At 36.3% G+C, this 26506-nt stretch carries 27 protein-coding genes and 1 tRNA gene; 11 read left to right on the forward strand and 17 right to left on the reverse strand.

Annotated elements, in window-relative coordinates:
* Positions 1-111 precede the first annotated feature (111 nt).
* The gene (locus CQ022_RS02145; RefSeq protein ID WP_105682570.1) at positions 112-909 is read left to right on the forward strand and encodes an SDR family oxidoreductase; all 798 of its coding nucleotides are present in this window, start codon (positions 112-114) and stop codon (positions 907-909) included.
* Positions 910-986: 77 nt separating this feature from the next.
* Positions 987-1901, forward strand: coding sequence for a helix-turn-helix domain-containing protein (locus CQ022_RS02150; RefSeq protein ID WP_105682569.1), 915 nt, complete (start codon positions 987-989; stop codon positions 1899-1901).
* Between the two features lie 175 nt (positions 1902-2076).
* Here the strand turns inward: CQ022_RS02150 and CQ022_RS02155 are convergent, their stop codons facing one another.
* Complete coding sequence (locus CQ022_RS02155) at positions 2077-2688, reverse strand: GNAT family N-acetyltransferase (RefSeq protein ID WP_105682568.1); 612 nt, start codon at positions 2686-2688, stop codon at positions 2077-2079.
* A gap of 190 nt (positions 2689-2878) precedes the next feature.
* Here CQ022_RS02155 and CQ022_RS02160 point away from each other — a divergent pair, with 190 nt between their 5' ends.
* From CQ022_RS02160 to CQ022_RS02170, 3 genes are all read left to right on the forward strand, one after another.
* Positions 2879-4033, forward strand: coding sequence for an MFS transporter (locus CQ022_RS02160; RefSeq protein WP_105682567.1), 1155 nt, complete (start codon positions 2879-2881; stop codon positions 4031-4033).
* Positions 4034-4156: 123 nt separating this feature from the next.
* Positions 4157-5014, forward strand: a complete 858-nt coding sequence (locus CQ022_RS02165) for a helix-turn-helix domain-containing protein (protein WP_105682566.1) — start codon at positions 4157-4159, stop codon at positions 5012-5014.
* 91 nt (positions 5015-5105) lie between these two features.
* Positions 5106-5756 (forward strand): HD domain-containing protein, encoded by a 651-nt coding sequence (locus CQ022_RS02170; protein ID WP_105682565.1) that lies wholly within the window; start codon positions 5106-5108, stop codon positions 5754-5756.
* 64 nt (positions 5757-5820) lie between these two features.
* On the opposite strand, the gene CQ022_RS02175 is transcribed toward CQ022_RS02170, so the two are convergent.
* Entirely contained in the window at positions 5821-6210 is a 390-nt protein-coding gene (locus CQ022_RS02175; RefSeq protein WP_105682564.1) for a hypothetical protein, read from the reverse strand.
* A 38-nt stretch (positions 6211-6248) separates the two neighbouring features.
* Positions 6249-7625 carry an MFS transporter gene (locus CQ022_RS02180; protein ID WP_105682563.1) on the reverse strand — a complete coding sequence of 459 codons (1377 nt, stop codon included), beginning with the start codon at positions 7623-7625 and terminating at the stop codon, positions 6249-6251.
* Positions 7626-7696: 71 nt separating this feature from the next.
* Between CQ022_RS02180 and CQ022_RS02185 the strand changes: the two genes are divergently transcribed.
* The 3 genes from CQ022_RS02185 to CQ022_RS02195 all read left to right on the forward strand — a co-directional run bounded on the left by CQ022_RS02185 (position 7697) and on the right by CQ022_RS02195 (position 9901).
* Positions 7697-8545, forward strand: coding sequence for an AraC family transcriptional regulator (locus CQ022_RS02185; RefSeq protein WP_105682562.1), 849 nt, complete (start codon positions 7697-7699; stop codon positions 8543-8545).
* 100 nt (positions 8546-8645) lie between these two features.
* Positions 8646-9140, forward strand: a complete 495-nt coding sequence (locus tag CQ022_RS02190; RefSeq protein WP_105682561.1) for a MarR family winged helix-turn-helix transcriptional regulator — start codon at positions 8646-8648, stop codon at positions 9138-9140.
* The gene (locus CQ022_RS02195) at positions 9137-9901 is read left to right on the forward strand and encodes a hypothetical protein (protein ID WP_105682560.1); all 765 of its coding nucleotides are present in this window, start codon (positions 9137-9139) and stop codon (positions 9899-9901) included. Before CQ022_RS02190 ends, CQ022_RS02195 begins: the two co-directional genes overlap by 4 nt.
* Positions 9902-9967: 66 nt before the next feature.
* Here CQ022_RS02195 and CQ022_RS02200 read toward each other — a convergent pair whose 3' ends face one another.
* Positions 9968-10210, reverse strand: a complete 243-nt coding sequence (locus CQ022_RS02200) for a hypothetical protein (protein ID WP_105682559.1) — start codon at positions 10208-10210, stop codon at positions 9968-9970.
* 195 nt (positions 10211-10405) lie between these two features.
* Here CQ022_RS02200 and CQ022_RS02205 point away from each other — a divergent pair, with 195 nt between their 5' ends.
* Positions 10406-11701, forward strand: coding sequence for a cryptochrome/photolyase family protein (locus tag CQ022_RS02205; protein ID WP_105682795.1), 1296 nt, complete (start codon positions 10406-10408; stop codon positions 11699-11701).
* Between the two features lie 74 nt (positions 11702-11775).
* On the opposite strand, the gene CQ022_RS02210 is transcribed toward CQ022_RS02205, so the two are convergent.
* The 5 genes from CQ022_RS02210 to CQ022_RS02230 form a co-directional block, all read right to left on the reverse strand.
* Positions 11776-12471, reverse strand: coding sequence for an ABC transporter ATP-binding protein (locus tag CQ022_RS02210; RefSeq protein ID WP_105682558.1), 696 nt, complete (start codon positions 12469-12471; stop codon positions 11776-11778).
* Positions 12465-13811: a DUF3526 domain-containing protein gene (locus CQ022_RS02215; protein ID WP_105682557.1), complete on the reverse strand. Its 1347-nt coding sequence runs from the start codon at positions 13809-13811 to the stop codon at positions 12465-12467. The genes CQ022_RS02210 and CQ022_RS02215 overlap by 7 nt, the downstream gene beginning before the upstream one ends.
* Positions 13812-15257, reverse strand: coding sequence for an ABC transporter permease (locus tag CQ022_RS02220; RefSeq protein ID WP_105682556.1), 1446 nt, complete (start codon positions 15255-15257; stop codon positions 13812-13814). It lies immediately after the preceding gene.
* Between the two features lie 3 nt (positions 15258-15260).
* Entirely contained in the window at positions 15261-17603 is a 2343-nt protein-coding gene (locus tag CQ022_RS02225; RefSeq protein ID WP_105682555.1) for a TonB-dependent siderophore receptor, read from the reverse strand.
* Between the two features lie 99 nt (positions 17604-17702).
* Positions 17703-18056, reverse strand: a complete 354-nt coding sequence (locus CQ022_RS02230; protein WP_105682554.1) for a hypothetical protein — start codon at positions 18054-18056, stop codon at positions 17703-17705.
* A 430-nt stretch (positions 18057-18486) separates the two neighbouring features.
* Between CQ022_RS02230 and CQ022_RS02240 the strand changes: the two genes are divergently transcribed.
* On the forward strand, positions 18487-18927 hold the full coding sequence (locus tag CQ022_RS02240) for a lysozyme (RefSeq protein ID WP_105682552.1): 441 nt from the start codon (positions 18487-18489) through the stop codon (positions 18925-18927).
* A 27-nt stretch (positions 18928-18954) separates the two neighbouring features.
* Here the strand turns inward: CQ022_RS02240 and CQ022_RS02245 are convergent, their stop codons facing one another.
* The 8 genes from CQ022_RS02245 to CQ022_RS02280 form a co-directional block, all read right to left on the reverse strand.
* The gene (locus tag CQ022_RS02245) at positions 18955-19407 is read right to left on the reverse strand and encodes a hypothetical protein (RefSeq protein ID WP_105682551.1); all 453 of its coding nucleotides are present in this window, start codon (positions 19405-19407) and stop codon (positions 18955-18957) included.
* Between the two features lie 47 nt (positions 19408-19454).
* Complete coding sequence (locus CQ022_RS02250; protein ID WP_105682550.1) at positions 19455-19691, reverse strand: hypothetical protein; 237 nt, start codon at positions 19689-19691, stop codon at positions 19455-19457.
* A 42-nt stretch (positions 19692-19733) separates the two neighbouring features.
* A complete protein-coding gene (locus CQ022_RS02255; RefSeq protein WP_105682549.1) occupies positions 19734-20675 on the reverse strand; it encodes a toll/interleukin-1 receptor domain-containing protein in 942 nt (313 codons plus the stop codon).
* Positions 20676-20962: 287 nt separating this feature from the next.
* Positions 20963-21913, reverse strand: a complete 951-nt coding sequence (locus CQ022_RS02260; RefSeq protein WP_105682548.1) for an alpha/beta fold hydrolase — start codon at positions 21911-21913, stop codon at positions 20963-20965.
* Between the two features lie 91 nt (positions 21914-22004).
* Positions 22005-22844, reverse strand: coding sequence for a helix-turn-helix transcriptional regulator (locus CQ022_RS02265; protein WP_105682547.1), 840 nt, complete (start codon positions 22842-22844; stop codon positions 22005-22007).
* Positions 22845-22961: 117 nt separating this feature from the next.
* A tRNA-Arg gene (locus CQ022_RS02270) sits at positions 22962-23033 on the reverse strand.
* A 582-nt stretch (positions 23034-23615) separates the two neighbouring features.
* The gene (locus tag CQ022_RS02275; RefSeq protein ID WP_105682546.1) at positions 23616-24386 is read right to left on the reverse strand and encodes an alpha/beta hydrolase; all 771 of its coding nucleotides are present in this window, start codon (positions 24384-24386) and stop codon (positions 23616-23618) included.
* A 9-nt stretch (positions 24387-24395) separates the two neighbouring features.
* Positions 24396-25505, reverse strand: a complete 1110-nt coding sequence (locus CQ022_RS02280; protein ID WP_105682545.1) for an epoxide hydrolase family protein — start codon at positions 25503-25505, stop codon at positions 24396-24398.
* 345 nt (positions 25506-25850) lie between these two features.
* Here CQ022_RS02280 and CQ022_RS02285 point away from each other — a divergent pair, with 345 nt between their 5' ends.
* Positions 25851-26489 (forward strand): NAD(P)-dependent oxidoreductase, encoded by a 639-nt coding sequence (locus tag CQ022_RS02285; protein WP_105682544.1) that lies wholly within the window; start codon positions 25851-25853, stop codon positions 26487-26489.
* The last annotated feature ends 17 nt before the right edge of the window (positions 26490-26506 follow it).

The following is a 26506-nucleotide window of genomic DNA, read 5'->3' on the forward strand; positions in this document are numbered from 1 at the left end:
CAAAAAACAAATGTATTTCAGCATCCGTTTTGGCTACAGCTTACCGCATTTTGGCAACTCCGGCGTTTCTTCTAATGCTGAACTTTGTCCTGTAATTTTAAACCAAGAAAAATGAAAACAATTTTTATAACAGGTGCTTCTACAGGATTAGGAAAAGCAACTGCCCAATTATTTCAAAACAAAGGATGGAAAGTAATCGCTACGATGAGAAACCCGGAAGCAGCGGCTGATCTTAAAGCTTTGGAGAATGTAACTGTACTTCCTCTGGATGTTACCAATCCGGCACAGATACAATCCACCGTGAAGCAGGCTCTTGAGCTTGGAGATATTGATGTCGTTTACAATAACGCAGGGTATGGCCTTATAGGACCTTTGGAGGCTCTTTCTGATGATCAGATCGTAAAACAGCTGGACACCAATTTATTAGGGGTTATACGCGTTACACAGGCATTTATTCCTTACTTCAGAGAACAGAAAAAAGGAATGTTCATTTCTACAACGTCTATAGGAGGGCTGGTTGCTTTCCCGTTAGGTTCTACGTATCACGCTACCAAATGGGCACTTGAAGGGTGGAGTGAAAGCTTAGCTTTTGAGCTTAATATGTTGGGAATTGATATTAAAACGGTGTCTCCGGGAGGAATCAAGACTGATTTTGTAAGCCGTTCATTGGATTCAGCATCCAGTCCTGCTTATGAAGAGATGACCCAGTCTTTATTTTCTAAAATGGATGGAATGATGGAAGCTGCTTCTACACCGGAACAGATTGCAGAAGTAGTGTATGAGGCTGCTACGGATGGTAAAAAACAGCTTCGATATGTGGCTGGAGAAGATGCTAAGGCTATTTATGCACAGCGCCTCGAGTTAGGTGATGAAGTGTTTAGAGAGCAGTTTGGGAAACAGTTTATTTAATCAGGTTTTTGAAAGGCAGTATAAAGTAAATCTCATTTATACTGTCTTTTCCAACAAATAATTTATAATTTTATATCATGGAAAAGAAAGATAATGTTCCTTTGAAAATTTCATCCATATCAGAACTGCACAGTATGCTGCAGCTCCCTAAACCGCTTCATCCATTGGTAAGCCTTGTGGATAATACGAAAATGAGTATCAAAAAGGGCATGCTGAAGAGAAGTTTTATCCTGAACTTTTATAAAATTTCTTATAAATATTCTACAACAGGTAAAATGGGCTATGGACAGGGATATTATGATTTCAATGAAGGAGGAATGATGTTCACAGCGCCAGGACAGGTTCTTTCTACCGATGAAAATGCTGAATATTCCGGGTATACATTACTGGTGCATCCGGATTTCATCAGAAGTTATCCTTTAGCAAAGAATATTAAGAATTTCGGTTTCTTTTCTTACGATACCAATGAGGCACTGCATTTGTCTGATCAGGAAAAAACTACGGTAACAGGATTGCTAAATAATATTGAAAATGAGCTGAATACAGCCATTGATGAAGTCAGTCAGGATGTTATCGTTTCTTATATTGACGTTCTTCTCAATTACAGCAACCGTTTTTATAAGAGACAGTTTATTACCAGAAAGACAGTCAATAATGATTTGCTGACCAAACTGGATCATGTGCTTGAAAATTATTTTAACCAACAGGAGACCTTAAATAAAGGCCTTCCTACCGTAGAATTTCTGGCTTCCACACTCCATCTGTCTCCTCATTATCTGAGTGATATGCTTCGTAATCTTACCGGACTGAATGCCCAGCAGCATATTCATGAAAAACTGATTGAAAAAGCGAAAGAATATCTTACCACTACAGGGTTCTCTGTATCTGAAGTTGCCTATGCTCTGGGATTTGAGCACCCACAGTCATTCAATAAACTGTTTAAAAAGAAAACCGATAAAACACCGCTGAGTTACAGACAGTCTTTTAATTAGAGACAGATCGGGATTTTCTAAAGGAATAGATATACTACAGTGAGCATGGAAGAAAGAAGAATTTGTTTCAAAGAAAATTATAAAAAATAAACTGAATTCAGGTTTAAGCCTTAACAAAGTTGACAGTATAATATCTTTTCCCATCCGGAATTGATTGTATACTGTCTTTTGTTGTTTATAAAGTGGACTGTTTTTCTTTTATCAGGGTTTCAATCTTAAGCTTTGCTACATTCCATTCATCATCTAAAATACTGTAATAAGCAGCATTTCTTGTACTGCCGTCAATGAGAACCTTGTCTTTGCGTAAAATACCTTCAAATACACCGCCGATTTTTTCGATGGCTTTTCTCGATCTGAAGTTATTGTCTTTCGTTTTTAATTGTACTCTGTTTGTTTTCAAAATATCAAAGCAGAAGGTGAGGAGCAGTAATTTGCATTCAAGATTGATGGCTGTTCCCCAGAATTCCTTGGTAATCCATGTCCATCCGATTTCCAGCTTTCTGTCTGCAGGGTATATTTCAAAAAAACGGGTGGAACCGATCAGTTTTCCGGTTTCTTTATGACGGATTACAAACGGATATTGATTTCCGGTTTCCCTTTCTGACAAGGCAAATTCATAGCTTTTATAAAACAGATCTTTATCTGAACAGTCTGTAGGAATCAGTGCCCAGAGTTCTTTATCTGAAGCAGCAGAAAATAATTCTTCAAGATGTTCTTTTTCAAGAGGAATTAATTCAACGGTTTCTCCTTCTAAAATTGTTGGATAGGAAATCCATTTTTCTTTCATGGTTCATTTTTATAGAACGAAATTAATGAAAAATGAAGATCAGTGTTCAAAAACACAGTGATTTTCTACCATATTGAAGTCTGCTTTCTACTTATTGGTTAAAATGGAACATAAAAATGACAAAAATGAACTAGATTTTAATGCATGTCCGGGTCTAACTTTGCAAAAGGAATTTTATTACCCTGTTATAATGAACGAGAGAGAATCTTTTAATGCAAAAATGCCGACCGCCTGCTTCTTACTTTTTTTTGCCCACGGGCTTGTTTTTTCTTCCTGGGCGAGCCGGATTCCCATCATAAAAAATGCTCTTTCGATCAATGAAGCGGAATTGGGAACCCTTTTGCTTCTCATGCCAATAGGACAGCTTTCTACAATGGTTTTAGCCGGAAAACTGATCAGTGTCTACGGAAGCAGCTGGATTATTAAAAGATGCTTTTTATTATATCCTTTTTTTCTTTTGTTAATCGGGTTAGCTCCTTCTTACTGGACACTGGCCGTTGTTCTGTTCTTCTTTGGCGTTTCCGGAAATATGTGCAATATAGCGATCAATACACAGGCTATTGAAATAGAATCTATAACAAAAAGAACACTTCTTTCTTCGTATCACGGAGCTTGGTGTTTTGCAGGCCTTACGGGAGCGGTTGTGGGTTTATTAATGATCAATCTCCATGTAGGAACTTTTTACCATTTTGTTTTTACTTTTATCCTTGTTGGGATACTTTGGTTCTATAGCAAAGGAAATCTGACTAATATTATCCATAAAGCAGAGCCGCAAACCCGGTCAATATTCAAATTTGTGAATCCAACACTGTTGGGACTGGGAGTTATAGGATTCCTGAGTATGGCGATTGAAGGGGCAATGTTCGACTGGAGCGGAGTGTATTTTCAAACGATAGTTAAAGCACCGGAGAATCTTGTTATACTGGGATATACGAGTTTTATTTTAATGATGACTTTAGGTCGTTTCATCGGGAACAGAATTATTGAAAAGTATGGGAAAAAGATCGTTTTGCAGTGTTGTGGAATCCTGATGAGCGGAGGACTTTTTCTAAGTGTTTTCTTCCCGGAATTATGGATCTGCATCATCGCTTTTATGATTATTGGCCTTGGAAGTTCTCTGAGTGTGCCATCCGTTTATAGTACGGTGGGAAAAGTGAGTACAGTAGCTCCCAGTATTGCTTTGTCTTTTGTATCCAGCATCTCATTTTTAGGATTTTTGATGGGCCCGCCTCTTATCGGATATATTGCAGAAAGCTTTGATCTCAGATATTCCTACGGACTTTTTGCCTGTTTTGGGATTTTACTGGCAATTATGGCCGGGCAGATGAAAGTTTTCAGAAAGTAATACGTACTCTCTTTTCAAGGGAATTTTGACATCTGTTAAGCATTTTTTGACATGTTCCGGCTTGTTGTCATTGACTAATGTTGCATTTCAAATACTGTTTATCTTTATTTAAAATTTACTTTCATGAAAATGGTCTCAGAAATTTTAACCGAATCTGTTATTGATCATTCTTTTTCTGTAAAACGGCTGGAGAATGATATACCGTACTCAAGAGGTTTTGTGAGACTTAATTATCACCATATTTTGATGATCGAAAAGGGTAGAGGAATACTGACCGTAGACGAACATTCTTTTGATATAGAAGATCAGGAAATTTTTTTACTGTCTAAAGGCCAGATCTGCAGGTTTGAAAATAATACGGATATCCGTGGTTATTATATTTCCTTTGGGGACTGTTTTTGGGAAAAAGTACCTTCCAGTGCCAGCAATTGCAAGGCTGTGTTGTTTAATAATGCCGCTGCAAATCAAAAACTGATACCGGATCAGGCTGAAACAGATGAATTTGTAAGCTTGTTTAAAAATTTACTGACAGAATACCAAACGGAGTCTTATACCAATCAAATGGATGTACTGGCGGCCTATTTAAAAATCATTATGATAAAACTGGCGAATGTAAAAATCGTATCGGAAGAAACTTTTGACAGCCAGGATTATATTATTTACCGCAAGTTTATGGATCTGCTGAGCAGTCAGTATCACAGTCTTCATGCAGTCAGTGAATATTCAGAACTGTTGAATATTACACCGAGAAGACTTAGTGAACTGTGTAAGCGGTGTTGCCATAAAAGCGCAAAAGAAATCATCAACGGACAGATTATTGCGGAAGCCAAAAGACTCCTTCAGTTCAGCGCTCATTCTGTAAAAGACATTGCCTATCAGCTTAATTTCAGTACATCGGAACAGTTCAGTCATTTCTTTAAAAAAAATACAGAAATATCTCCGGCAAACTATCGCAGTCATTTCATTCATATTGGAATGTAAACGGGATCGAAATTTTGACATGTCATCGGTATTTATTGATATTCTCAGGCATCGGTAATCATGATACCTTTGGATAAAATTATGTAAAGATATGTCAGTAAATCGTATGAAAGAAGTAGCCGGAATCATGATCCCGGACAGTAAAATTGCAACAGAAGCCACAGAACTTCTGTTAGAACACGGAACAGAATTTATCTACAATCATTCTCTTCGTGTTTTTCTATTTTCCTCATTAAATGCAAAACGTGAAAACAAAGTTCATGATTCTGAGCTGTTGTATGTAGCCTCAGTATTTCATGATCTGGGGCTTGTCTCTCATTACAGCAGTCCTGATCTGAGATTTGAGGTAGATGGAGCCAATGCAGCAAGAGACTTTTTGAAAGGACATGGGATTGCTCAGGATAAACTTCAGCTCGTTTGGGATACCATTGCTCTTCACACCACTATCGGTATTGCAGAACATAAAGAGAATGAAGTCGCCTTAATGTATTCAGGAGTAGGACTGGACGTGATGGGAGAAGGTTATGAAAACCTGAGTACAGAACATCGTGAAGAGATTATAAAAGCTTTTCCGAGAAATGATTTTAAAAAGAAAATTATTCCCACTTTTTTCGGAGGCTTTGAACATAAAACAGAAACCACTTTTGGAAACATAAAAGCAGATGTCTGTGCCTTTATGATCCCGAATTTTGAAAGGAAAAATTTCTGTGACTGTATTTTGCATTCTCCTTGGTCTGAATAAACTTGTCAGCCAGCCCGAATATCATATATATCCGGGCTGTTGACTTTCAATATATCAATGTTGTTTATACCCAATGCTCTATAAGGTGGAGCCAAAGTGCTTTTTCCTCATTCAAAAGAAAAACGGCTGATGACGCTCTTTTGGTCGTGATTTCGCCCGTAACCTGGGTTTCAGTATAAGTGGCAAGGCCATGATGCCCGGAATGATTTACTTCAATATTTTCAATCTGAATGGTACGTTCCGGAAATTTTCCAAATACGGTGGAAAGCCAGTCTCCAAATATGGATAAAGTAACAGGGTCTCCGTTTCCATTGATCATTTTGAAATCCGTTGAAAATCCGGATAATAACGCTTTGTAAAGACTTTCCTGATGTTCTGATTTTCCCTGAAACCACTTTTCAATATTCTTATGGAATTCTTCTATTTCCCAAATGATTTTTTCTGTATTGTTCATATTTAAATGTATAGTATTTTTTATTTTAAATGGTCTTTTTAATCAATGATTTTCCTTAATCTGCTTCCTGCCCATATTCCAGTGAGTTGAAAAACACCAATCATTCCTACAGCGATTACAAATGCTTCATTGAATCCCAGAATTTTTATCAGATTAAAAAATAATGTTCCAATGACAGCTCCTCCGGTGACACTTCCAATCTGAATGCCTATGCTTATCAATCCCGAAGCCTGTCCGGCTTTTTCTTTAGAAACCAATGAAATGGCTGTCCGCATCATGACCGGCATAATAGTACCATGCCCAAACCCTGCAATAAATAAGGTAATATGGGTAATAAAAGATGGTTTTTGCTGAACATAAAATGCTGCTGCACTTATCAGAAACCCTGTCATCAACAATCCTAATCCTGTATACATCATTTTGTAGGTTGTCAGTTTTATTTTTGAAGTCACCAAAGGTCCCAGGAAAAAGGCAAGTCCATAAGGAACTATAGCCAGACCTGTCTGCATGGAGTTTTGATGGAGAAACTGCTGAAGATAATAAGGGTAGCAGATAAATAAACCTGCTGTGAAATTATAAAAGAAAATAATCAGAAGGCTTAATGCAAAGGGTTTCTGTTGCAGCAATGCCGGATCTATAAGTATCGGACGGTTTTTTTGCAATTGTTTCTTCTCATAGCGTAGAAATGAAATTAATAATAAAATTCCTGCAAGAAGAACCCCGAAAATCCACCATGCCCATTCGAATTTCTGTCCGAAAATAAGAGGGCAGATGAGCATAAGCAATGCCAGAATCAACAATAAAGCTCCTATAAAATCAATACCTGTCTGTTCCTTTTTATTACGGTCTTCCATCGTAAAATGAATTCCCAGAATACAGATAACAGTAATGGGTACATTCACAAGAAATACCATTTCCCACGAAAAATGTCCCCATTGCATGCTTAAGAGAACTCCACCGAACAATTGCCCAACTACTGATGCAAGACCAAATACAGAACTGAAAAGACTTACAGCTTTAGGCTGTTCCTGACTGCTGAAAAGATCTTTTATGGAAGCTAATACCTGAGGAGCCAAAAGTGATGCCCCAACGCCCTGGAACATTCTGAAGATAATGAGCCATGTAACATCCGGAGAAAAAGCACAGGCTAGGGATGAAAAAAGGAAAGTATATAATCCCGAAATAAATACCTTCTTACGTCCGTAAATATCACCCAGCCGTCCGCCGCAAACAACAAGCGCAGCATAGGTGAGTCCATAAATGGCAATGACCATTTGAAGCTCATGATCACTGGCATTGAAAGCTTTTTTAATAGAAGGTAATGCCATATTAACAATAAAATAATCCAGGGGTGAAAGAAACGCACCCGCGATCAGAAAATTGAGTGCCTGCCACCGTTTCGGATATGTGTTCATATTTTTTTATGCAAAATTACCCGCTTTGTATCCTGTTAAAATTGTACTTTTGGAGGAAAATTGAGTGTGTAATGAAAGGAATGCATCTTGAAGGGATTGAAGTAAGAGAGATACAACTGAAAGAAGAAGAGATGATGTTCAGAACAAAGACTTTTCTTTCATTCGTTTATATTGTCAAAGGAGAAGGAACGCTTATGTATGATGAGCGGAATATTAATTTCTCTCAGGGTAAGCTTTTCATTATTCCGGAGCAGGAAGTGTATCGTTTTGAAAGCAAAGCTGCCCGGCTTATCAGTATTCAGTGTCCGGTTGAGTTTATTGATAAAATCCGGTTGGAAGCTGATCGTATTGAAAGCTGTGAGAATTTGTATAAGTTGCAGTATATCAGTAATAATTATCACGCAAGGGCAGGATGTGTCTTCAGAAATAAAAACGATGAACATTTTGCAGAAACTCTTATTCTGCAGATCGTCAATGAATTTAACAATAAAGCAGATGATTATCTTATTATCCGCAACTGTATGTCCATCCTTCTCAATCTGATTGCAAGAAATATTATTCAGAGTGAAACTTCTGATCTCCAGGAAAACCGGAAAGCTTTTTCCATCATGAAGATCATCGCTTATATTCAGCAGAATATAAAGGATCGTGAGAAAACAGGAATTCAGAAGATTGCTGAACATTTTGGAATTTCCGGGAATTATTTCGGAGAATATTTCAAACAACAAACAGGGACCTCCTATCAGGATTATCTGTTGGATTACAGACTAAAGCTGGTGGAAACCTATTTGAAATACAGCAGTGTCCGTCTAAGTGAAATTGCTTATGAACTTCAGTTCAGTGATGAAAGCCATCTTTCCAAACTTTTTAAAAAACACAGAGGAGTAACGCCTGGTGAGTATAGGAAAAAATTCAAATAAAATAATTTAGGATTAATAAGTTTAGATTAAATTGATAAAAAATAAAGTTAACTATATAGTTGACTTTATTTTTATATATTTACATCAAAAAAAAATTCAGATGGATTTTGACTTTATTAGAGAACTAGGGTATAAGGCTTTAGATAGTCGGTTGAAAAGAATCAGCGACAGAATGTCTCATGATGTTCGTAAATTTTATAAAGAATTTGGGATCGATGTAGAACCGAATTGGTATCTGGTGTTTATGCTGCTGAAAAGGAAGGGTGAAATTTCAATTACTGATATTGCCGAACCACTAGGGTATTCTCATCCTTCCGTTGTGGTGATCGTCAAAAAAATGAATGAAAATGGTTATCTCATGATCAGAAAAGACAGTGTGGATAAACGGAAGCAGATCATTTCATTGTCTCCCAAAGCCATTGAAAAGCTCCCTCAGCTGGAGCAGATCTGGGACAGCTGTGAAAAAGCAATCCTGAAGGTTTTATCTGAAGATCTGGCCATTTTTACTTATCTGGATCGTATTGATCAGGAACTGAAAAACGAATCTTTTCATCATCGTTTTAAACAAGAATATTTAAAATCAACTCAATCATGAAAGCATTCATTCTCATTACAGCATTTCTTTTTTCCAATCTTATGATTTCTGCAACAGAAACAAAAATCATGATAAGAGCTAAGGCAAGAGATGCAAAATTTATCGGAACTTCATTAGGTGGAGCTCATGTTATCATTAGAAATAAACTTAATCAGAGAATTCTGGCAGAAGGAAATACAAGCGGAAGCACCGGGAATACTGATCTGATTATGAAAACCCCTAAGACCAGAGAGAGCTCAATTGTCGATGCACAAACGGGAGGTTTTATGGCTGCTGTGGATATTGACGAACCTACATTTGTGAATATAGAAGTTATTTCCCCTCTGAACAGTAAACAGGCTCAGGCTGTTGTAAACACAGAACTATGGCTTATTCCTGGGAAACATATTTTGGGAGAAGGAATAATCCTTGAAATTCCCGGCTATATTATTGATATTCTGAAACCCAGAACCCATCAGTATATCGCATTGAACAGTATTAAAGATAAGCCTTTCCAGTTTCAGGCTAATATTGTCATGATGTGCGGATGTGTCATTGATAAAGATGGAGTATGGAATTCCAATGAAATTGAAGTAAAAGGAATCCTTAAGAAAGAAGGAAAGTTTGTGAAGAATATAGAGATGTCTTGGGTATCAACCAATCTGTTTGAAGGAAGTCATTTAATTAATTCTCCGGGAAATTATGAACTCGTCCTGTATGCATATCATGAGAAAACCGGAAATACGGGTGTAGATAAGGTGAATTATGTTGTGTTTGAATAAACAAAATAAAATATATTGGAATGAAAAGAGACTTTTGAAAGGTCTCTTTTTTATTCATAATACGAATTATAAAACCTGAAGTTCTTTAAATACTTCAATAATGGCTTCAATAAGTCCTTTATCTATAGACTTTTCCGCAGTAGCATCCGGCAAAATAGCCCGCAAATCGCCGTGATCATCACGTTCAATAACGACTTCAGTGCCATCCACATCCACATATAATTTGTATCCGTAAGAAAATGTTGCAAGCTTTCCGTTGAAAAGCAGTTCTTTACCTTTATAAGTTACCGGTACTTCAAATTCTTCCATTACTGTAAGTTTCTATTCATTTAAAATCCGGACAAATGTCGGAAAATTTTAATTCATATTATCAAACAAATTATAATGATAAAGCCAAATAATACCAATTACTAAAATTATTTATAGGTTAAAATCTGTATATTTATCCGTATTTACGAAAGCAATTCTAAAACAGAAATGATCAATGAAATTGAAAAGAACTTTATGAAAAATACAATCACTCTCTTTTGGTTCAGACGTGATTTGAGATTGGAAGACAATATCGGACTTCACCATGCACTCCAATCTGATACTCCTGTAATGCCTGTATTTATCTTTGATACTGATATTCTCGAAAAACTGGAAGATAAGGAAGACCGCAGGGTGGATTATATTCACCAGGCTTTGACGGATATCAATATTTCATTGGAAAAATACCATTCAAAAGTGAATACTTACTATGGCAAACCTATAGAAATATTCAGAAAACTGTGCGAAGAATATACTATTGAAGGTGTTTTTTGCAACAGAGATTATGAACCTCAGGCCATTGAACGAGATAAGGAAGTCTATTATTTTTTCAAAGAAAAGAATATTCCCTTCAAAGCCTATAAAGATCAGGTAATTTTTGATAAGGATCAGATTATTAAAAAAGATGGCTCACCCTATACTGTTTACACTCCTTTTGCAAAGAAATGGAGGGAAACCTTAACTCCTGAACATTATAAACCTGTAGAGTCCAGCTTTACAAACCTTTTCCCACAGGAATATACAGACATTCTTACCCTAAAGGAGATTGGTTTCAGAAAAACGGAAATTAACTTTACCCATCCTGTTCTGAATGCTTCAATTATAGATCATTATGATCAATTTCGTGATTATCCGGCCTTACAGCATACAACCCAATTGGGAATTGCTTTACGTTTTGGAACCATCAGCATCAGGAAATGTGTGGCCTTTGCCCTGAAACATAATGCTGTATGGCTTTCAGAATTGGTCTGGCGTGAGTTTTTTATGCAGATTTTATATCATTTTCCGCAGGTGGTTCATCAGTCTTTTAAAAAGCAGTATGATAATATTAACTGGCGGAATAACGAAGAAGAATTTAAACATTGGTGTGAAGGAACTACAGGCTACCCAATTGTAGATGCCGGAATGAGAGAATTGAATCAGACTGGTTATATGCATAATCGTGTACGAATGATTGTGGCGAGTTTCTTATGTAAACATTTGCTGATAGACTGGCGTTGGGGAGAAGCCTATTTTGCTTTAAAACTTAATGATTATGATTTGTCTGCAAACAATGGAAACTGGCAGTGGGCAGCAGGTTCCGGCTGTGATGCTGCTCCTTATTTCAGAGTTTTTAATCCGACGGCTCAGGTTGAAAAGTTTGATAAAGACTTATTGTATATCAAAAAGTGGCTTCCGGAATGGAATACCTCAGCATATCCTTCCCCAATCGTCGAACACCCCTTTGCTCGTGAAAGAGCCTTATCTGAATACAAAAAGGCATTGACATAAATAGCACAATATCAAAAAATGCCCGGTAACAAAAACGTCACCGGGCATCAACCAATTGATATTTAATATGAAAATTAAATCGTTTTCAGATACAGCTCCTGTAATTCCTGAGCAGTAAAAGCTTTGGAAGGCAGGTTTTGCACCAGTTCTCCCTGTTTCATAATTCCGATATTGGTGGCTACACTTACTGCATTGAAAATATCATGAGTAGCCATTAAAATAGTTCTGCCTTCTTTCCCCAGCTGACGAACAATTTCGGTAAACTCTGCTGTTGCTATGGGATCCAGTCCGCTGGTAGGCTCATCCAGAAGAAGTACTTTTGCATCTTTGGCAAGGGCAATAGCAATACCTACTTTTTGTCGCATCCCTTTTGAATATCCTCCCAGGGCTTTGTGGTGCGCTGTCTCTTGTAATCCTGTACGCATAAGTAATGCGGAAAGCTCTTCTTTTTCATAATTAAATCCGGCAATTTTGGAGAAAAAATCGAGATTCTCCAATCCGGTAAGATGAGGATATAAAAGCACTGTTTCAGGAATATATGCCAGATGTTTTTTTATTTTCTGAGGCTGATCTTTTACGGAAATATCATGAATGAAGGCATCTCCGGAAGTGGCTTTAATAAGCCCAAGAAGAATATTGATGGTTGTACTTTTACCTGCTCCGTTTTGCCCGAGTAGCGCAAAGATTTCCCCTTTCTTTACTTCCAGATTAAGAGAATGAAGTGCTGTAAAATCATTGTATTTTTTATGTAGGTTGATCGTTTTTAACATAGTTTTCTGTATTTGTATTGTGAAAGGATAATGAATAGAGTGATGAAGATGAGGTATGGCAGAAGAATCTGTATCCATTGGATAGGTGCAGATAATTTGAATACCTGTATGGTTTGCTGTCCCCAGTTGATAGGTTCTGCCGTCTGTCCTGAAAAAATAAGAGGGTAGAAGTACAATCGTTTTTTCTCATGGAATTTTTTGAGTGAAGAGGCATATTGCAGATTATTATCGATATCCGTTTTTGCCAGATGGCTTTCTACAAGCTGGGTATGAAGATTGGGAAGGAAATAACCTAAATAAACTGCAGCCTGATTTCGTTTTTGCATTTTTTCTGTATACTGTTCAGAAGATGCTGCAGATTCAAGATCTCCCATATGCTGCATGGCGTAATACCATGTCCAGGTGAACGTGTCATTTTCTTCTACGGTGAAATTTCTGTATTGAGGATATGCTTTGTAAAATTTTTCCATGGTAGGGAGCTTAGCTTCATCCCATTTATTGTGATAACCTTCTCTCTGTTCCATTACCGCTTTAAGAGATTCGTTAACAGGGTATATCTTTTGTATCAGAATATTACTGCTCATCGGAATAATAAAGTTAATCCCCACCCATACAATCAGAAGGATTAAAGCATTCTGAGCTGATGATTTTCGGAAAGAAATAACCCATCTGCATAAGGCAAACCAGAACAGAAGATAAAGCCATCCGCTGATAAGAAAAGCAATATAATACAGATCCAAAGGTATTTTTATCCAAACTGAGGCGATGATCATTAATGCCAGATATACCGCAGTAACGGCCAAAAGGCGGATAAGCATCTTATGATCCAGAAGCTTTTGTAAATTTCCGCTTTGTACCGAAAGCAATTTCCAGGTTCCTCTTTCTTCTTCCTCAGAAATCAGATTATAACAAAACGCCACAATCACCAGAGGAAAAAGGAAAACAACAACAAAACTAAAGTCAAAATTTCCAACGGCTGCATTGGCAGGATTATAAAAATCAGAATTGTAGCGTTGTTCCTCCAGATTTCGGATGGTTACCCCTTGGATAGATGGGTTTAAATCCCGCATTCCGATATTTAAAGCGGCAAGTCTGGGAGTTTCATTCACTAGATTAAATTTGATGTAGTAAAGAACCAGTCCCAGATCATCTTTATGGAATTTTATATTCCGTTGAATGCTTTCTTTTTGAAATGCTTCACTTTTGGAAATGATATCTTCGTTCCGATCCAGAAATTTCTTTCCGGTATAAATAGCCATGATCCCAGCCATGAATAAAAACAACAATGCAATGATATAAGCCTTGTTACGGTAAAATTGGGTATATAAATAACGATTCATTTAGATGAGTTTTAATTTTCTTCCACTTATTTCAATTGCAATAACACATACAGCCAGCCATAGAACCAATGCAGCAACAGGAATTGGCTGTTCTTTCAGACTGTACAAAACAGGAGTATATTGATATTCAAAATCCGGGAATTTTTCCCAGTTATCTTTGTCGATTACAGCGGGTGGCCCTCCATTTTCAGGCTTTACATTGCTGATATGTTCAATTTGCAGGTCATTTAAATGCTGAGCCATCTGATAGCGGTATTCTTCTGCCTGTTTTTGAAATTGGGTATAGGAGAAGAAATCTGTACCTGTAGCAATCATAGAAAAGTTTTTAATAGCAATGGCCGGATTAATCAGTCCTGAAATATCAGTAAGGTTTTGTTGTTTGTTGTAAATGGTCTGCAATTCTTTTTGATGTCTGATATAAATCTGTGAACTTATTTTTTCCCCTTCCTTCATCACAAATCCACCATAGTTGAAAGGAAGCTCATTGGTTGTTTTTACCTTATACTTTTCCAATAAAGAATCTTTAATCTTCTTAAAATGCGGATCATCAGGATTGTGGCTGTCTCCTGATTTTAAAATATCCTTTTCCAGCGTAGTTTCAAAAGCAATACGGGAAGGTGCGGGATAAAGGTTCTGGGCGGCAAACTGAATTCCCTTAGGCAAAACAATAATGAAAAGAAGCCAGAAACCTATAAGGCTGATCAATGCTGAAGAAGTACTTTTATGGTTCGCCGAAACAATAATGGTCAAAGCGCTGATAAAAAAATAATAGATCATATAAGCAGGCAATATCAATGCAAGCCTTATTAAAATATCAGCAGAATCAGTAGTTTCTGAGAGAAGTGTAGCTGCCAGAACAACAGGAATCACCGGAATCAGGAAGCATAAAGAAAAAAGCCACAGTCCTATGACTTTCCCCCAGACAATATCTCTTCCTGAAGCTCCCTGTACGCTGATGATTTTTAATGTGGCATTCTCACGTTCCTGTACAATCAACCCAAATCCTAAGAAAAGGATAATCAAAGGAACAATGCTCTGCAGAATAAAAGCACTGCTGAAAGCTCCAAATCTGACCAAAGTTCCTGAACTTCCGGCTTCTGAAAGGTTCGCTGTATTCTGTTTATGGGCTTCCAGGAATATGACATTCCCAAGATAATCGTCCAATCCATTATCAAAAATATTCAAAGGATGTCCAATTCTGAAAACCAGATAGCCATAATGAGCCATACGGTGCGGATGCTTGTCAGGTCTGTGTTCCCAGCTTTCCCGTACTTCTTTCCGGTATTCTTTTATTTTTGAAAAGGAATCAGTGTATTTTGCATATCCTATGCTGATGCTCAACAGGCAGAATAGGAGAACAGTAATCATGGTGAGGAGGCTTTGTTTTCCTTTAAACAAATCCTGCCAGGTTTTTCTCACCACCAGTTGTAAGTTTGAAATTGCCATATATTAAAATTTGTAAGTAGCGGTTAGTAAATAATTTCTTGGAGTTCCCGGAAATAACCTTAGGTAGTTCTGAGCTCCGATCCAGTAAACTTTGTTGGTGATATTATTCAGGTTAAAAGCGAGCTGAACAGACTTTGCCGGAGTGTAATACAATGCAGCATCTATCGTAGTATATTCGGGAAGTTCAAAACTTCTTGTGAACCACGGAACTTTAGAACTCTGGTAAAGCATTCCTGCACCAATTCCAAAGTCTTTTATCAGTTCAATATTTGAAAAATTGTAGCGTGTCCAGATATTGACGGAATTTTTAGAAGTATTTTCTTTTCTTTTTCCCACAAGGTCCAGATGGGTATCATCCAATATTTTTGCATCAATATAGCTGTAGCCTCCGTAAATATGCCATTGAGGGAGAATATGTCCGGAAAACTCGGCTTCAAATCCGCGGCTTCGGTCGGCACCACGCTGTATAAGCTCATCAGGTTCTGAAGGATTATTGGCATTGATGATAAGATTTCTTTGGTTGATCTCATACACTGCAAGATTCAGAGAGATTCTGCCAAAAAGCTGTGCTTTGATTCCCAGTTCTTTAAGATCTGAGGTTAAAGGTTTGAATCTCGCTGCAGACCCTGTAAGACTGGAGGTATTAGGCATCAATGTTACCGTATTGGACTGAGGTTGATATCCGGTAAGGAAAGTCCCATACAGATTGATGTTATCCGTTATGCTGTAGGTAATACCGAACCTGTACAGAAGTTTGTTGTTTTGAAATGAAGACTCATTGGATTCTTTGAAATTAGTGATGTCCTGAAACCATTCATGGCGTATCCCTGATAATATTTTAAACTTTTTCCAGGTAAAAAGATGCTGGATATAAGCAGCATGAGTAGTGGTAAGAGCAGAAGGCAGAGGCGTAATTACATTAAGGGTATTGAAATCCGTACCCTGATAATTTTCAGCTCCCGGGTTCAGATCAAACGGAGTGACATTCGGTTTAGGAATGAGTGTTCCGTTGTAATTAGTAGTTTGATACTCTGAAGCTTTTGCAGGATTGTAGGATGAAACCACAGAGCCATTCTTTAAAAGAAAACCTCTTGCTGCATTCTGCTGCCCGCCTTTACGCTTTTCCCAAATCTGACTGTCATAGCCAATTAAAGCCTGATGCTGAACAGAACCTGTTTTGAATTTAAAATTAAAATAAGCATTAATATTGTCTGTTGCCCAATTTTGTTTTCTTTGTACAAACTGCATCATGGCAAGGCTGGAAACTGGGTTGTTATTCATATCGGGAACAAAAGAATTGGTGGTTCTGTGTTCCTGAAGGTTTTCTCTCCAGTATTGCTTCATATAAGAAGCGTTGAAGCTGATGGATGGGTTAAAATGATGGGCAACACTTCCCATTATAATAAGTTCTCTGGTTTTAAAGAAATCATCGGGTGCTCCAAGGTTTAATGTTCTTGGAGTACTGTACAAATCTGTTTTTCCAGCAACTGCCCCGAAAATAGGCTGACCTCTGTCCAGATTTCCATAAAGATCATTGAAAATCATTTCTACATTCACAGATGTTTTTTCATTGGGAACAAAGGTGATGGAAGGAGAGAGTAGAATACCGCTGTTCTTGACATGATCCCTGAATGAATGGGCATTCTGGTAAGCTCCGTTAAAACGATATAATAAGGTCTTACTCTTATTCAAAGGGCCTGTAAGATCTGTTGTAACGCGGTAAGTATCAAAGCTGCCTCCTGATAAACTGATCTCATGACGAGGATTAGACAGGGGTTTTTTCGTGACCATATTGATGGTTCCTCCAGGATCTACACTGGACATGGTAATACTTGCCGGACCTTTGAAAATTTCTACACGTTCTATATTGGAAGTCATCGGCTGCAAAAAGTAATATTGCCTTGTCCGCATTCCATTGATGATCTGTCCTTCTTCATTTTGGCTGATTCCCCGAATGTTATATTGGTTATAATAGCTGGAAGGAGAAACTCCGTTCACGTTTCTCATAACATCTCCAAGCTGGAAGGCCTGGCGGTCGGTGATCAGTTCTTTGGTAACGGTATTAAGCGTTAAAGGCAGATCTTTATTTTTCATAGCAATCTTAGTGGCGGCAAAAGAATAGTCGGAAGTATAATCTTTAGACTTTCTTCCGATGATCTCAACGGTTTGTACCACTGTAGATAAAGAATCTTCAGAATGCGACTGGGCATACAAAAATGATGATGAGGTGAGGAAACTTACGCTGAAAAGTTTCACAGAATTCTGGGAAATACAATGAATTATTCCCGAATAATTAAAATTATTGGTAGTCATGAAAAGGGATGTACGGGCGATGAAAATGCCCATTAATAAAAGGATATCCTTAATTGTGTGAAGACACAGGTATCCACGGAATAACAGTACAGACTTATAGAATCTGTATACGGGAAATGAAGGCAGCGTATATTAAGCTACCGCGAAAAATGCGGATGGGGGAGCTCTGGAGCTGAAGAAGTCAAGAAGACAACGATACGAAATGGCTTTAGGTTGTGGCATTTCGTTATCATTGGTCGTATCAATAGCAAAATCCATATCTAAAGGTTCAGGGAGAAGAATATTATTCATGTGCATATGTAAGGCACACTGACATTCGTCGTCCTGGGAAAAAGTAGGAATTTTCTCTTCTTTTGAACCTTTTTTATAAGTCACTTTACTCTTGGCGTGTTGAGCATGATCAAGACATGTATTCACCCCGCTGACATTCGAAACAAATATCAGAAGTAAAGAGAAAACAAAAAAGACTCTGAGAAATTTTTGCATAATAGAAAAGCAAATGTACAATTTAATTTGATATAAATGGAATGATGAATGAAAAGCAGCAACTATTTTCCTAACATGAATATTGATTTTAAGGATACGCAGATCCATGACAATCTCAATGATGGTTTTTGTCAGCGATATGATTCAGATCATACTTCAGCATATAAACACTTATTATATTTGGGCATTGAAAATTTCATATTTCTGACAAATTACAGTATACCTTCCGGTGATTCGGGAGGTTTTTTTGTTTTTTATATTCAGTTTATAAGTTGCAGCCTCAATAAGTTCCGATAATGAGCAAATTCAACAAAATGTTCGCTATAATTTACTTAAAAAGAGATTTATAATACCAGAATTAAAATAGGTGTTTTTCCTCACTGTTTTGGGATTTACAATTTTAATTTTGCTGAACAAAAAAACGAAATAAATGAAAACATCACAAAAAGGAATCAATCTGATTGTATCATTTGAAGGCTTCAGCGCTAAGCCTTATCTGGATTCTGCCGGAATTCCCACAATAGGATATGGTAACACTTACTATCCGGGAGGAAATAAAGTAACCATGAAAGATCCTGAAATCACAAAAGAAAAAGGCGCTGAATTATTTGCTGCAGTCTTACCAACTTATGAAAAAATTGTGAATTCAAAAGTAAAAGTACCTTTAACACAGAATCAGTTCGATGCTCTCGTATCGCACACTTACAATACCGGAGGATCTGACACTTTGTTTTTTTTGATTAATAAAAAAGCAGCGGATTCTGAAATTGAAGATTGGTTTACAAAACGATATATTACTGCTGGAGGGAAAGTTTTAAACGGGCTGATCAGGAGAAGAAAGGGGGAGGCTGATTTGTTTTTTGCGAAATAGAAAATGCTCCAAATTTGGAGCATTTTCTTAATCGTTTAGTATATTCTGAATTTCATGAATATATCTTAAGAAGTTTCCATATACCACAATCTTATTTCTCTCTAAGCTAGGATCAAATACTTCTTTATACTTGTAAACTGCGGCAAATTGAATGGCAAATTTTAAATTTTTGTATTTAAACAACTGCCATTGCTCATTAAAAAGTTCATTATGCGTTTCTTTATCTTCCTCAATACCAATTTCGCCTAATAGTTCTATAGAGACTACAATTGGTTTAAACATAGAAAGTGGTATAATTGTGTCAGAGTTAATATCATTATATAATTCAAACTCCTCAATACAGACTCCGTCTTCTTCAACAGACGAAATTGTGACCTGTCTTTCTTCATATCTATTCTCTTCATCACCAATAGGTCGCCAATATTTATAAATTAATATATTTCCAATTTGGATTTTATTTTTTAAAATTTCTTCGTACATATTTTTATTTTCAAGTCATTTAGCGAATATGGTTTTCCATAACATTACTATAGTCCGAGTAATTTTTTTGCAACTTCTTTGTCCTCTTCTTTTACTTCTTTAATGAGTCTTTCTTTCACATCTTGACTTAGTTCATCTGCTTTGTATTTAGCAGTTAAATTATATCCGCCTTCATAAGTATGTTTATCATATTCGCGAAGCACACTTCCGTCTTCATATAATGTATAATCGTTATCGAGTCCATTACGACACTCTATAGAATAGGCAATTATTTTTTTTTCCATGCTAATTATTTTTTTGTCTGAGTATTTCTTAAGGAAAGTTAATTATTTGTTAAGCAATTTTTTAAGATTTTCAATTATGGAATCATTCCCTTCGATGGCCTTTAAATATTTTTTACTTCCAAGTAATGGATATTCCTTTAGTACTTCAGTTATTTCATTTGAATCACCTAGCATAAGTGGTAACACTCTTACCTGTCCTGTATTTGTCTCAATATTTAACACTGCTTCTAATTCTGCATTTGTCCATTTCTTCTTAATGAAATTTTTTGATAAAACTATTATGGCAAATTTTGAAGTTGCAAGTCCCTGATTTATTTTCCTAATAAGACTATCACCCCAATCTATTTCTTTGCTATCATACCAATAAGGTATTTTTTCTTTATCTAAATCTTTACAGAATTCATCTACAAATTTTTCTTTATCTTCTGACGCATGGCTTATGAAAACATCGTATTCCATTGTTTCAATTGTATTTGTTGTTTCGGTTACCTGAGAATTCGTTTTGTTAATTACTTTTTCTTCTAAAAGATAAAGATCTTTAGTTTTAAGTATTGCAATAAGAATTAATACACTATCTAAAATTTTAATTTGTTCTTTCAAGCTTTGAATCATCTGTGAAACGCAGTTGAAATGTCTCGTTTTTGATTCAGCAAATAAAGCGTCATCTATAATCTTCTCATAAAATTCTTTATCACCATTGTATTTTTCTTCCATAGTATGAATCCATGAATACAATGTTCCATATTCAGCAGCGTTATTTATAGATAATAAATCATAAGATAAACCCCTAGCCATAGATCTTCCATAAGAATACAGCAAATCTATTTTGGAATAATATTCAGCGTCATATTGGTATATACTACTCATATCCTCATTTACTTTATCATGAACCCAATCACTATCTATCTCTCTTAGTCTATCTGAAAGTAAAAATGCCTTATGCACCTCTGGCTCTACAGATATAAAGTCTTTTCTAACCTCCATAAATTATATAGTTTTTTAGCCATCCAATATACAAACAATTCAAAATCAACCATTACGGTTTCCCGTAGGGTTATGCCTACATACTCTCCGTATATTTACGGGGTTTGTATAAACGAAAAATACAAGTCAAGTTTTTTTATGTCCTCCTATATGGAGGATTTTTTATTTATATGAAAATTGACTTACCAATTCTTCTTTTGTGTAAAAGGAGTCTTGTTATCATAAAACAACCCTGCAAAATCTTGATTTTGCAGGGCTGTTCTTTTCTCATTCAATTCCGGATTTGATTACTGTTGTAAAAACGCGATCAATTCAGTATTGAATTTCTGAAGTTCTTCTATAAAGAGCCCGTGGCCACTATTTTCAAATCGTACTAATCTGGAATTTTTTATTCCCTTATGCATCTGTTCTGCAAGAGCAAACTCTGCAATTTTATCCTGTACTCCATGAAAAATAACTGTAGGAATTTGGATTTTACTCAATTCGTTTCTCAAATCTGTATCCCGAAGAGCAATTAATCCCTGAGTTGTTGCATAAGGAGAAGCTTCCATATTGATAGCAAACAGCCAATTGGTTAATTCCGGTGAAATTGAAGTTTCAGTGGCTCCAAAAATTTTACCGATGTTTTGTAAAAGCAAAGGTCTGTTGGTTTTGCTTAAAGCAATAAGTCCATTAAGATCTTCTATACGAAGTCCGTAAGGATAATCTTCTCTCTGCGTCCATATTGGGGCAGCAGCTCCAAACAAAGCAAGCTTGCTGACATGTTTGTTTCCATACTTTGCAACATAATGGATGGCAACTGCTCCTCCCATTGAAAAACCACCTAAGGTAACTTGTTGCAGATTCAGCTTTTTAATAACCTCCTCAATATCATCGGCAAATACATCATAATTGTAATTTCCGAAAGGTTTGCTTGATTTTCCGAATCCTCGAAGGGTAATTCCTATAACTCTGTATCCCTTTTCAGCCAATTCCTGATACTGATATTCAAACATGGCATCATTCAGTGGAAGGCCATGGATTAAAATTACTGCAGGACCATTCCCTAAATCTGTAATGTGTAATTTTACGTTCTTTTCAACTTCTATGTATTCTTCTCTCATTATTGAAGTTGTGATTGTACTTTGTGCATTCATTTTGATGGATAAAATTAAAAATGTAAATACTAATAATGTTTTGGATACTAATGATTTACTACGTTTTCTTGTAGATAAATGTTTCTCCGGTTTTTGCTGCATTTGAAATCTGTTTTTATTTCTAATGCAAAATTACATTACCAGTAATGCATCTTTATAGACATTTTAACCCTTATAATTGCACTTTTTCCCCTTATCGTAATGCTATATATTGTTTACGGAATTGCAAAGGAGATTGTCCGCAGTGTTTCGTAAATATACGGACAAAGTAAGCATCATCTTCGTAGCCCAGTTCATAGCCAATTTCTTTTACCGTTAGAACAGAATGAGCTAAAAGCCTTTTAGCTTCAAGAATAATACGTTCCATGACGATCTGTTTGGGTGACAGGTATCCGAACTGAGTGATTTTTTTATTCAGATTTTTAGGAGTCACAAAAAGAAAATCTGCGTAGTCAGAAATATGGTGCGAAGTTTTGAAATTTTGCTCAACCAGCTGACTGAATTTGCGTACAAAATCCAGTTCCTGATTATTACCGTTATCATTAAGGTTATGCTTTATTTTCCAGATTCGGGTTCCTTTTATAATCAGTTGCTTGAGCAGAAGCTGAAGCATTTCCTCATTGGCTGCATCCACATTTTCACTTTCAAACTGAATATTATTGAAAATACTCTGTATAGACAACGATTCCTCTTCGTTTAATTCAATAGAAGGAATTTCATAAACATTGTTATATAAAATACCATGGCAGGCTACCTCAGAATCATTGATCTCAACACAGTAAAAATCCCGGCTGTAATAGAGTAAAATCCCTTCCAGTTCTCCATCATCTTTCAATTCAAAAATCTGAGAGTGATTAACAAAAAACAGCGTATCAGAAGTAATGTGATAGTTGCTGAAATCAATCAGTACATTTCCCCTTTTCAGAAAAAGGATTTTCATATATCCTTCAAGCAATGAAAGAGTCTCATCAATATGAGCTCCCATGTTGATCTGCATAAACCCAATCTTGTCTGAAAAATGCTTAAAAGCCATAGTATTTAATTAGTAAGCAAAAATAGAAACTAGAATTTAATTGTCATTAACAAATACAGCCATTTTGATAACTTCCATCAATCATCTGAAAACAAACATTCAATGATTAAGGTAAAGTGGCCTCATCAGGGATCGAACCTGAATCTAAAGTTTAGGAAACTTTTATTCTATCCATTGAACTATAAGGCCTGTTTTTAAAAGAAGCACTGCCTTTACTTCTCTAAACTTCATTCTCTTAAATTTTCCTCAAACGCAAAAACAAGATTCAATTCCTTTATTAATAAGAAGGCCGAGAAAACGACAATATCGCTGATGAAGCTATACGTTTGCTTATTGAGAATCAACGAAGTTGATTACATCTTTGCTCCTTTTAGAATATAAATTTTATATAATTAACCTTTGCGTAAAAGTTTAAGCTGAATACATACTTTTTTCAGATATTAACCGAGTCGAATAATCTTCAGAAAGCTTTATTTAAAAAGGGTATATGGATAAAAGAATCTGCCCTTTAGAGGCAGATCCAGTAGATAAATACATCTCATTTTTTTAATTAGACAACAATAAAAAGCACAGCCGACAATGCTGTGCTTAAATTTTTATTTCAAATTTAATTGCAATTTCAATAGTAGTAAGAAAAGCAAATAAAGTTTCCACTTCGATTTTTATTACATAGTAAATGTAGTAATAATTTTAATACGAAATATGAATTTAATGTTAAAATTCACAAGTTATCCACAATTTGTTGTGGATAACTTGTGGGATTCTTTGAAACTATTGTTCAGAAAGATATTTTAAAACAAAATCATTTAAGATTTTTTTCTCTTCATCACTGCCTTTATTGTCCATATGACCATGATTGATCGAAGTGGGCTGTACTGTTATAGAATATTTTTTTTGTTCTGTTTCATTGGGAAGCACACCTTCATCAGCCGGATAATCGTTGGAGCGTAAAGAATAAATTTTAGGAACTGAAGTTCTCGGAAGAAACATTCTCCGGTTATCCATTGTGATCAGTTTATACACCAGATTAGGATGCTGATTACCGAATAGCGCTACCATATCACCGCCATTGGAATGTCCTATTAAGGTCAGATGTTTATAATCAAGTTCCGGTTTTGTCTTTTTAAGTTCATTGAGTACAAACAGAATGTTATCCGAACCATTTTGCCAGAAAGGTCTTCTCACCATTTGTAAATTTCCTTCTGTAGGGAGCAGGCTGTCTGTAGCCAGTTCATGTTGAATGCTTACTGTGAAATAGCCTTTTGAAGCCAGTTTTTCCATTAAATAAGAGTACACAAGGTAATCTCCGCCTTTATTGAGACCATATCCATGATTGAAAATAATAACCTGTGGGTTGAGAATTTTCTTATCTGTTTTTGGATAATAAAAAGCAACAGGGATCTTGCGGTTTCTGCTCTGATCCAAAAAGGTCAAAGTATCCAGTTTCACTTTGTAATCATGACTTTGATTATTTTTCTTTTGTACAGTACAGCTGGTTATAAAAAGAGGAACGGCAAAAAGAATAGAAAAGGAATACTTCATGGATTGTTTTTATTTAACAGAATAAAAGAATGATCTTAATTCATCTGCAAATATATGAGGTAATTCCAGTGCGGCAAAATGACCACCTTCGTTCATCTTTTTAAAACTGGTCACATTTACGAAACGTTCTGCCCATTCTTTGGGAAACTGAGCTTCACGGGGAAATACGAGTACTCCGGCCGGAACATTGCTTTTTTGATGAATGTGTGCTCCGCTCCATAAAGCTGCTGCATCTTCTTTGTACATTCTGGCAGAAGATCCTATGGTTTGCGTTACCCAGTAAATCATAATATTGGTAAGCATTTCATCTTTTCCTCCAAAGGCTGTTTCTATTAATTCCGGGGGCGCTCCTGCATTGGTAAAACTTATAATCCAGCCTGCAAGTCCAACAGGAGAGTCATTCAGGCCATACGCAAGAGACTGGGGTTTGGTAGACTGAACCATGGCATAGGCTCCTTCACTATACCACCATTGTTGTACAAACTGTGCGAATGCTTTTTCATCTTCACTCATCGTTGCCGGATCTTCCTGTCCCATAGGATATCCTACATCGGTAAGGTGAACAGCTTCCAGTGCATCGGGATATTTTGAAGTCAGTGCTTTTACAACTCCCATACCTATATCTCCTCCGGCAGCACAAAATTTTTCATATCCAAGGACTTCTGTCATCAGTTTTTTCCAAAGATCAGCTACTCTGGCACTGCTGACAGCTGTTTTATCAGAAAAACCAAATCCGGGAATAGAAGGAATAACAAGATCAAAACTCTGTTCACCTTGTGTAAGCAATGGAATAATTTTATGAAAACGATAATAGCTGTCCGGCCAGCCATGGGTAAGAATAAGGGGTTTTGGATGAGCTCCTTTTCCTCTTATGTATTGAAAATGAATCAGAATTCCATCTATTTCAGCGGTGTACTGAGGATGTTGATTCAACTGCTGCTCGTGCATTCTCCAGTTGTAATCATGGATCCAATAATGGGTAAGTTCTTTCAGGTATTTTTCGTTGGTACCATAATTCCAATCAGAACCTTCGGGTTCTCCGGGCCAGCGGGCATTTTGCAGACGGTTTTTAAGATCGGTGATCACCGATTCAGGAATGTTAACAGTAAATGGTTCCATATGTATATATTTTATTGGTGTAAATGCTTTTTTGGAATATACTGATAGTAAGAAGGTTATCAAAGTTAAAAACTTTCTCTTTTCAAAAGTGTTGTCGAAATCATAAATTTTTTGATTTTTTACATGGTGAAAAAAGTGTAACTTTAATTCATTAAAATCTCGTAATACATATTACTATCAGTCAGGCTACTTTTTGACCTGAACATCTTAGGTTCAATTTTCTGAACCCAATACCTTCATTATATCATAACTAAAGCAAAGACAACATGTTATTTGCCCTATCAATGGTTATTAGCGCAGCATTGGCTAGTGATTATTGATATTTAATATTTAAAGAAAATCAATATGAAAACCTATAAAATTGCCGTAATCGGCGGAACAGGAAAATCCGGAAAATATCTGGTGCAAAACCTCCTTGAGAAAGGGTATTCTCTTAAACTTTTAGTAAGAAACCCTGAAAACGTTACCTTTCAAAATCCATTCATTGAAGTTGTAAAAGGAGATGCGAGAGATGAAGCATCGGTTCATAGATTGCTTGAAGGAACCGATCTTGTAATAAGCACTTTAGGACAGCCAAAAGGAGAGAAGTCTATATTCAGTGATGCTGCAAAAAATATCATCAGAGCGATGAACCATTTTGGAATGAAGCGCTATATGGTAACTACCGGATTAAGTGTAAATACACCTTTTGATCATAAAAATGAAAGCATTAAAATAGCTACTGAATGGATGTATCAGAATTATCCTGAAACAACGGAAGACAAACAAAAAGAGTATGAATCTCTTGTGGAAAGTACACTGAACTGGACTTTGATAAGACTGCCACTGATTCATCTTACCGAAGAAAGGTTTACCACTGAAACAAGTTTTACAGATTGCAAAGGTGAAAGTATCAGTGCTGCGGATCTTGCGGAATTTCTGGTTTCTCAGATTGATGATGCTGAATACATACAAAAGAGTCCGTTTTTGTATAATCTGAAATGATAAAGAATATTTAAAGA

The sequence above is a fragment of the Chryseobacterium culicis genome (assembly GCF_002979755.1).
GTDB lineage: Bacteria > Bacteroidota > Bacteroidia > Flavobacteriales > Weeksellaceae > Chryseobacterium > Chryseobacterium culicis_A.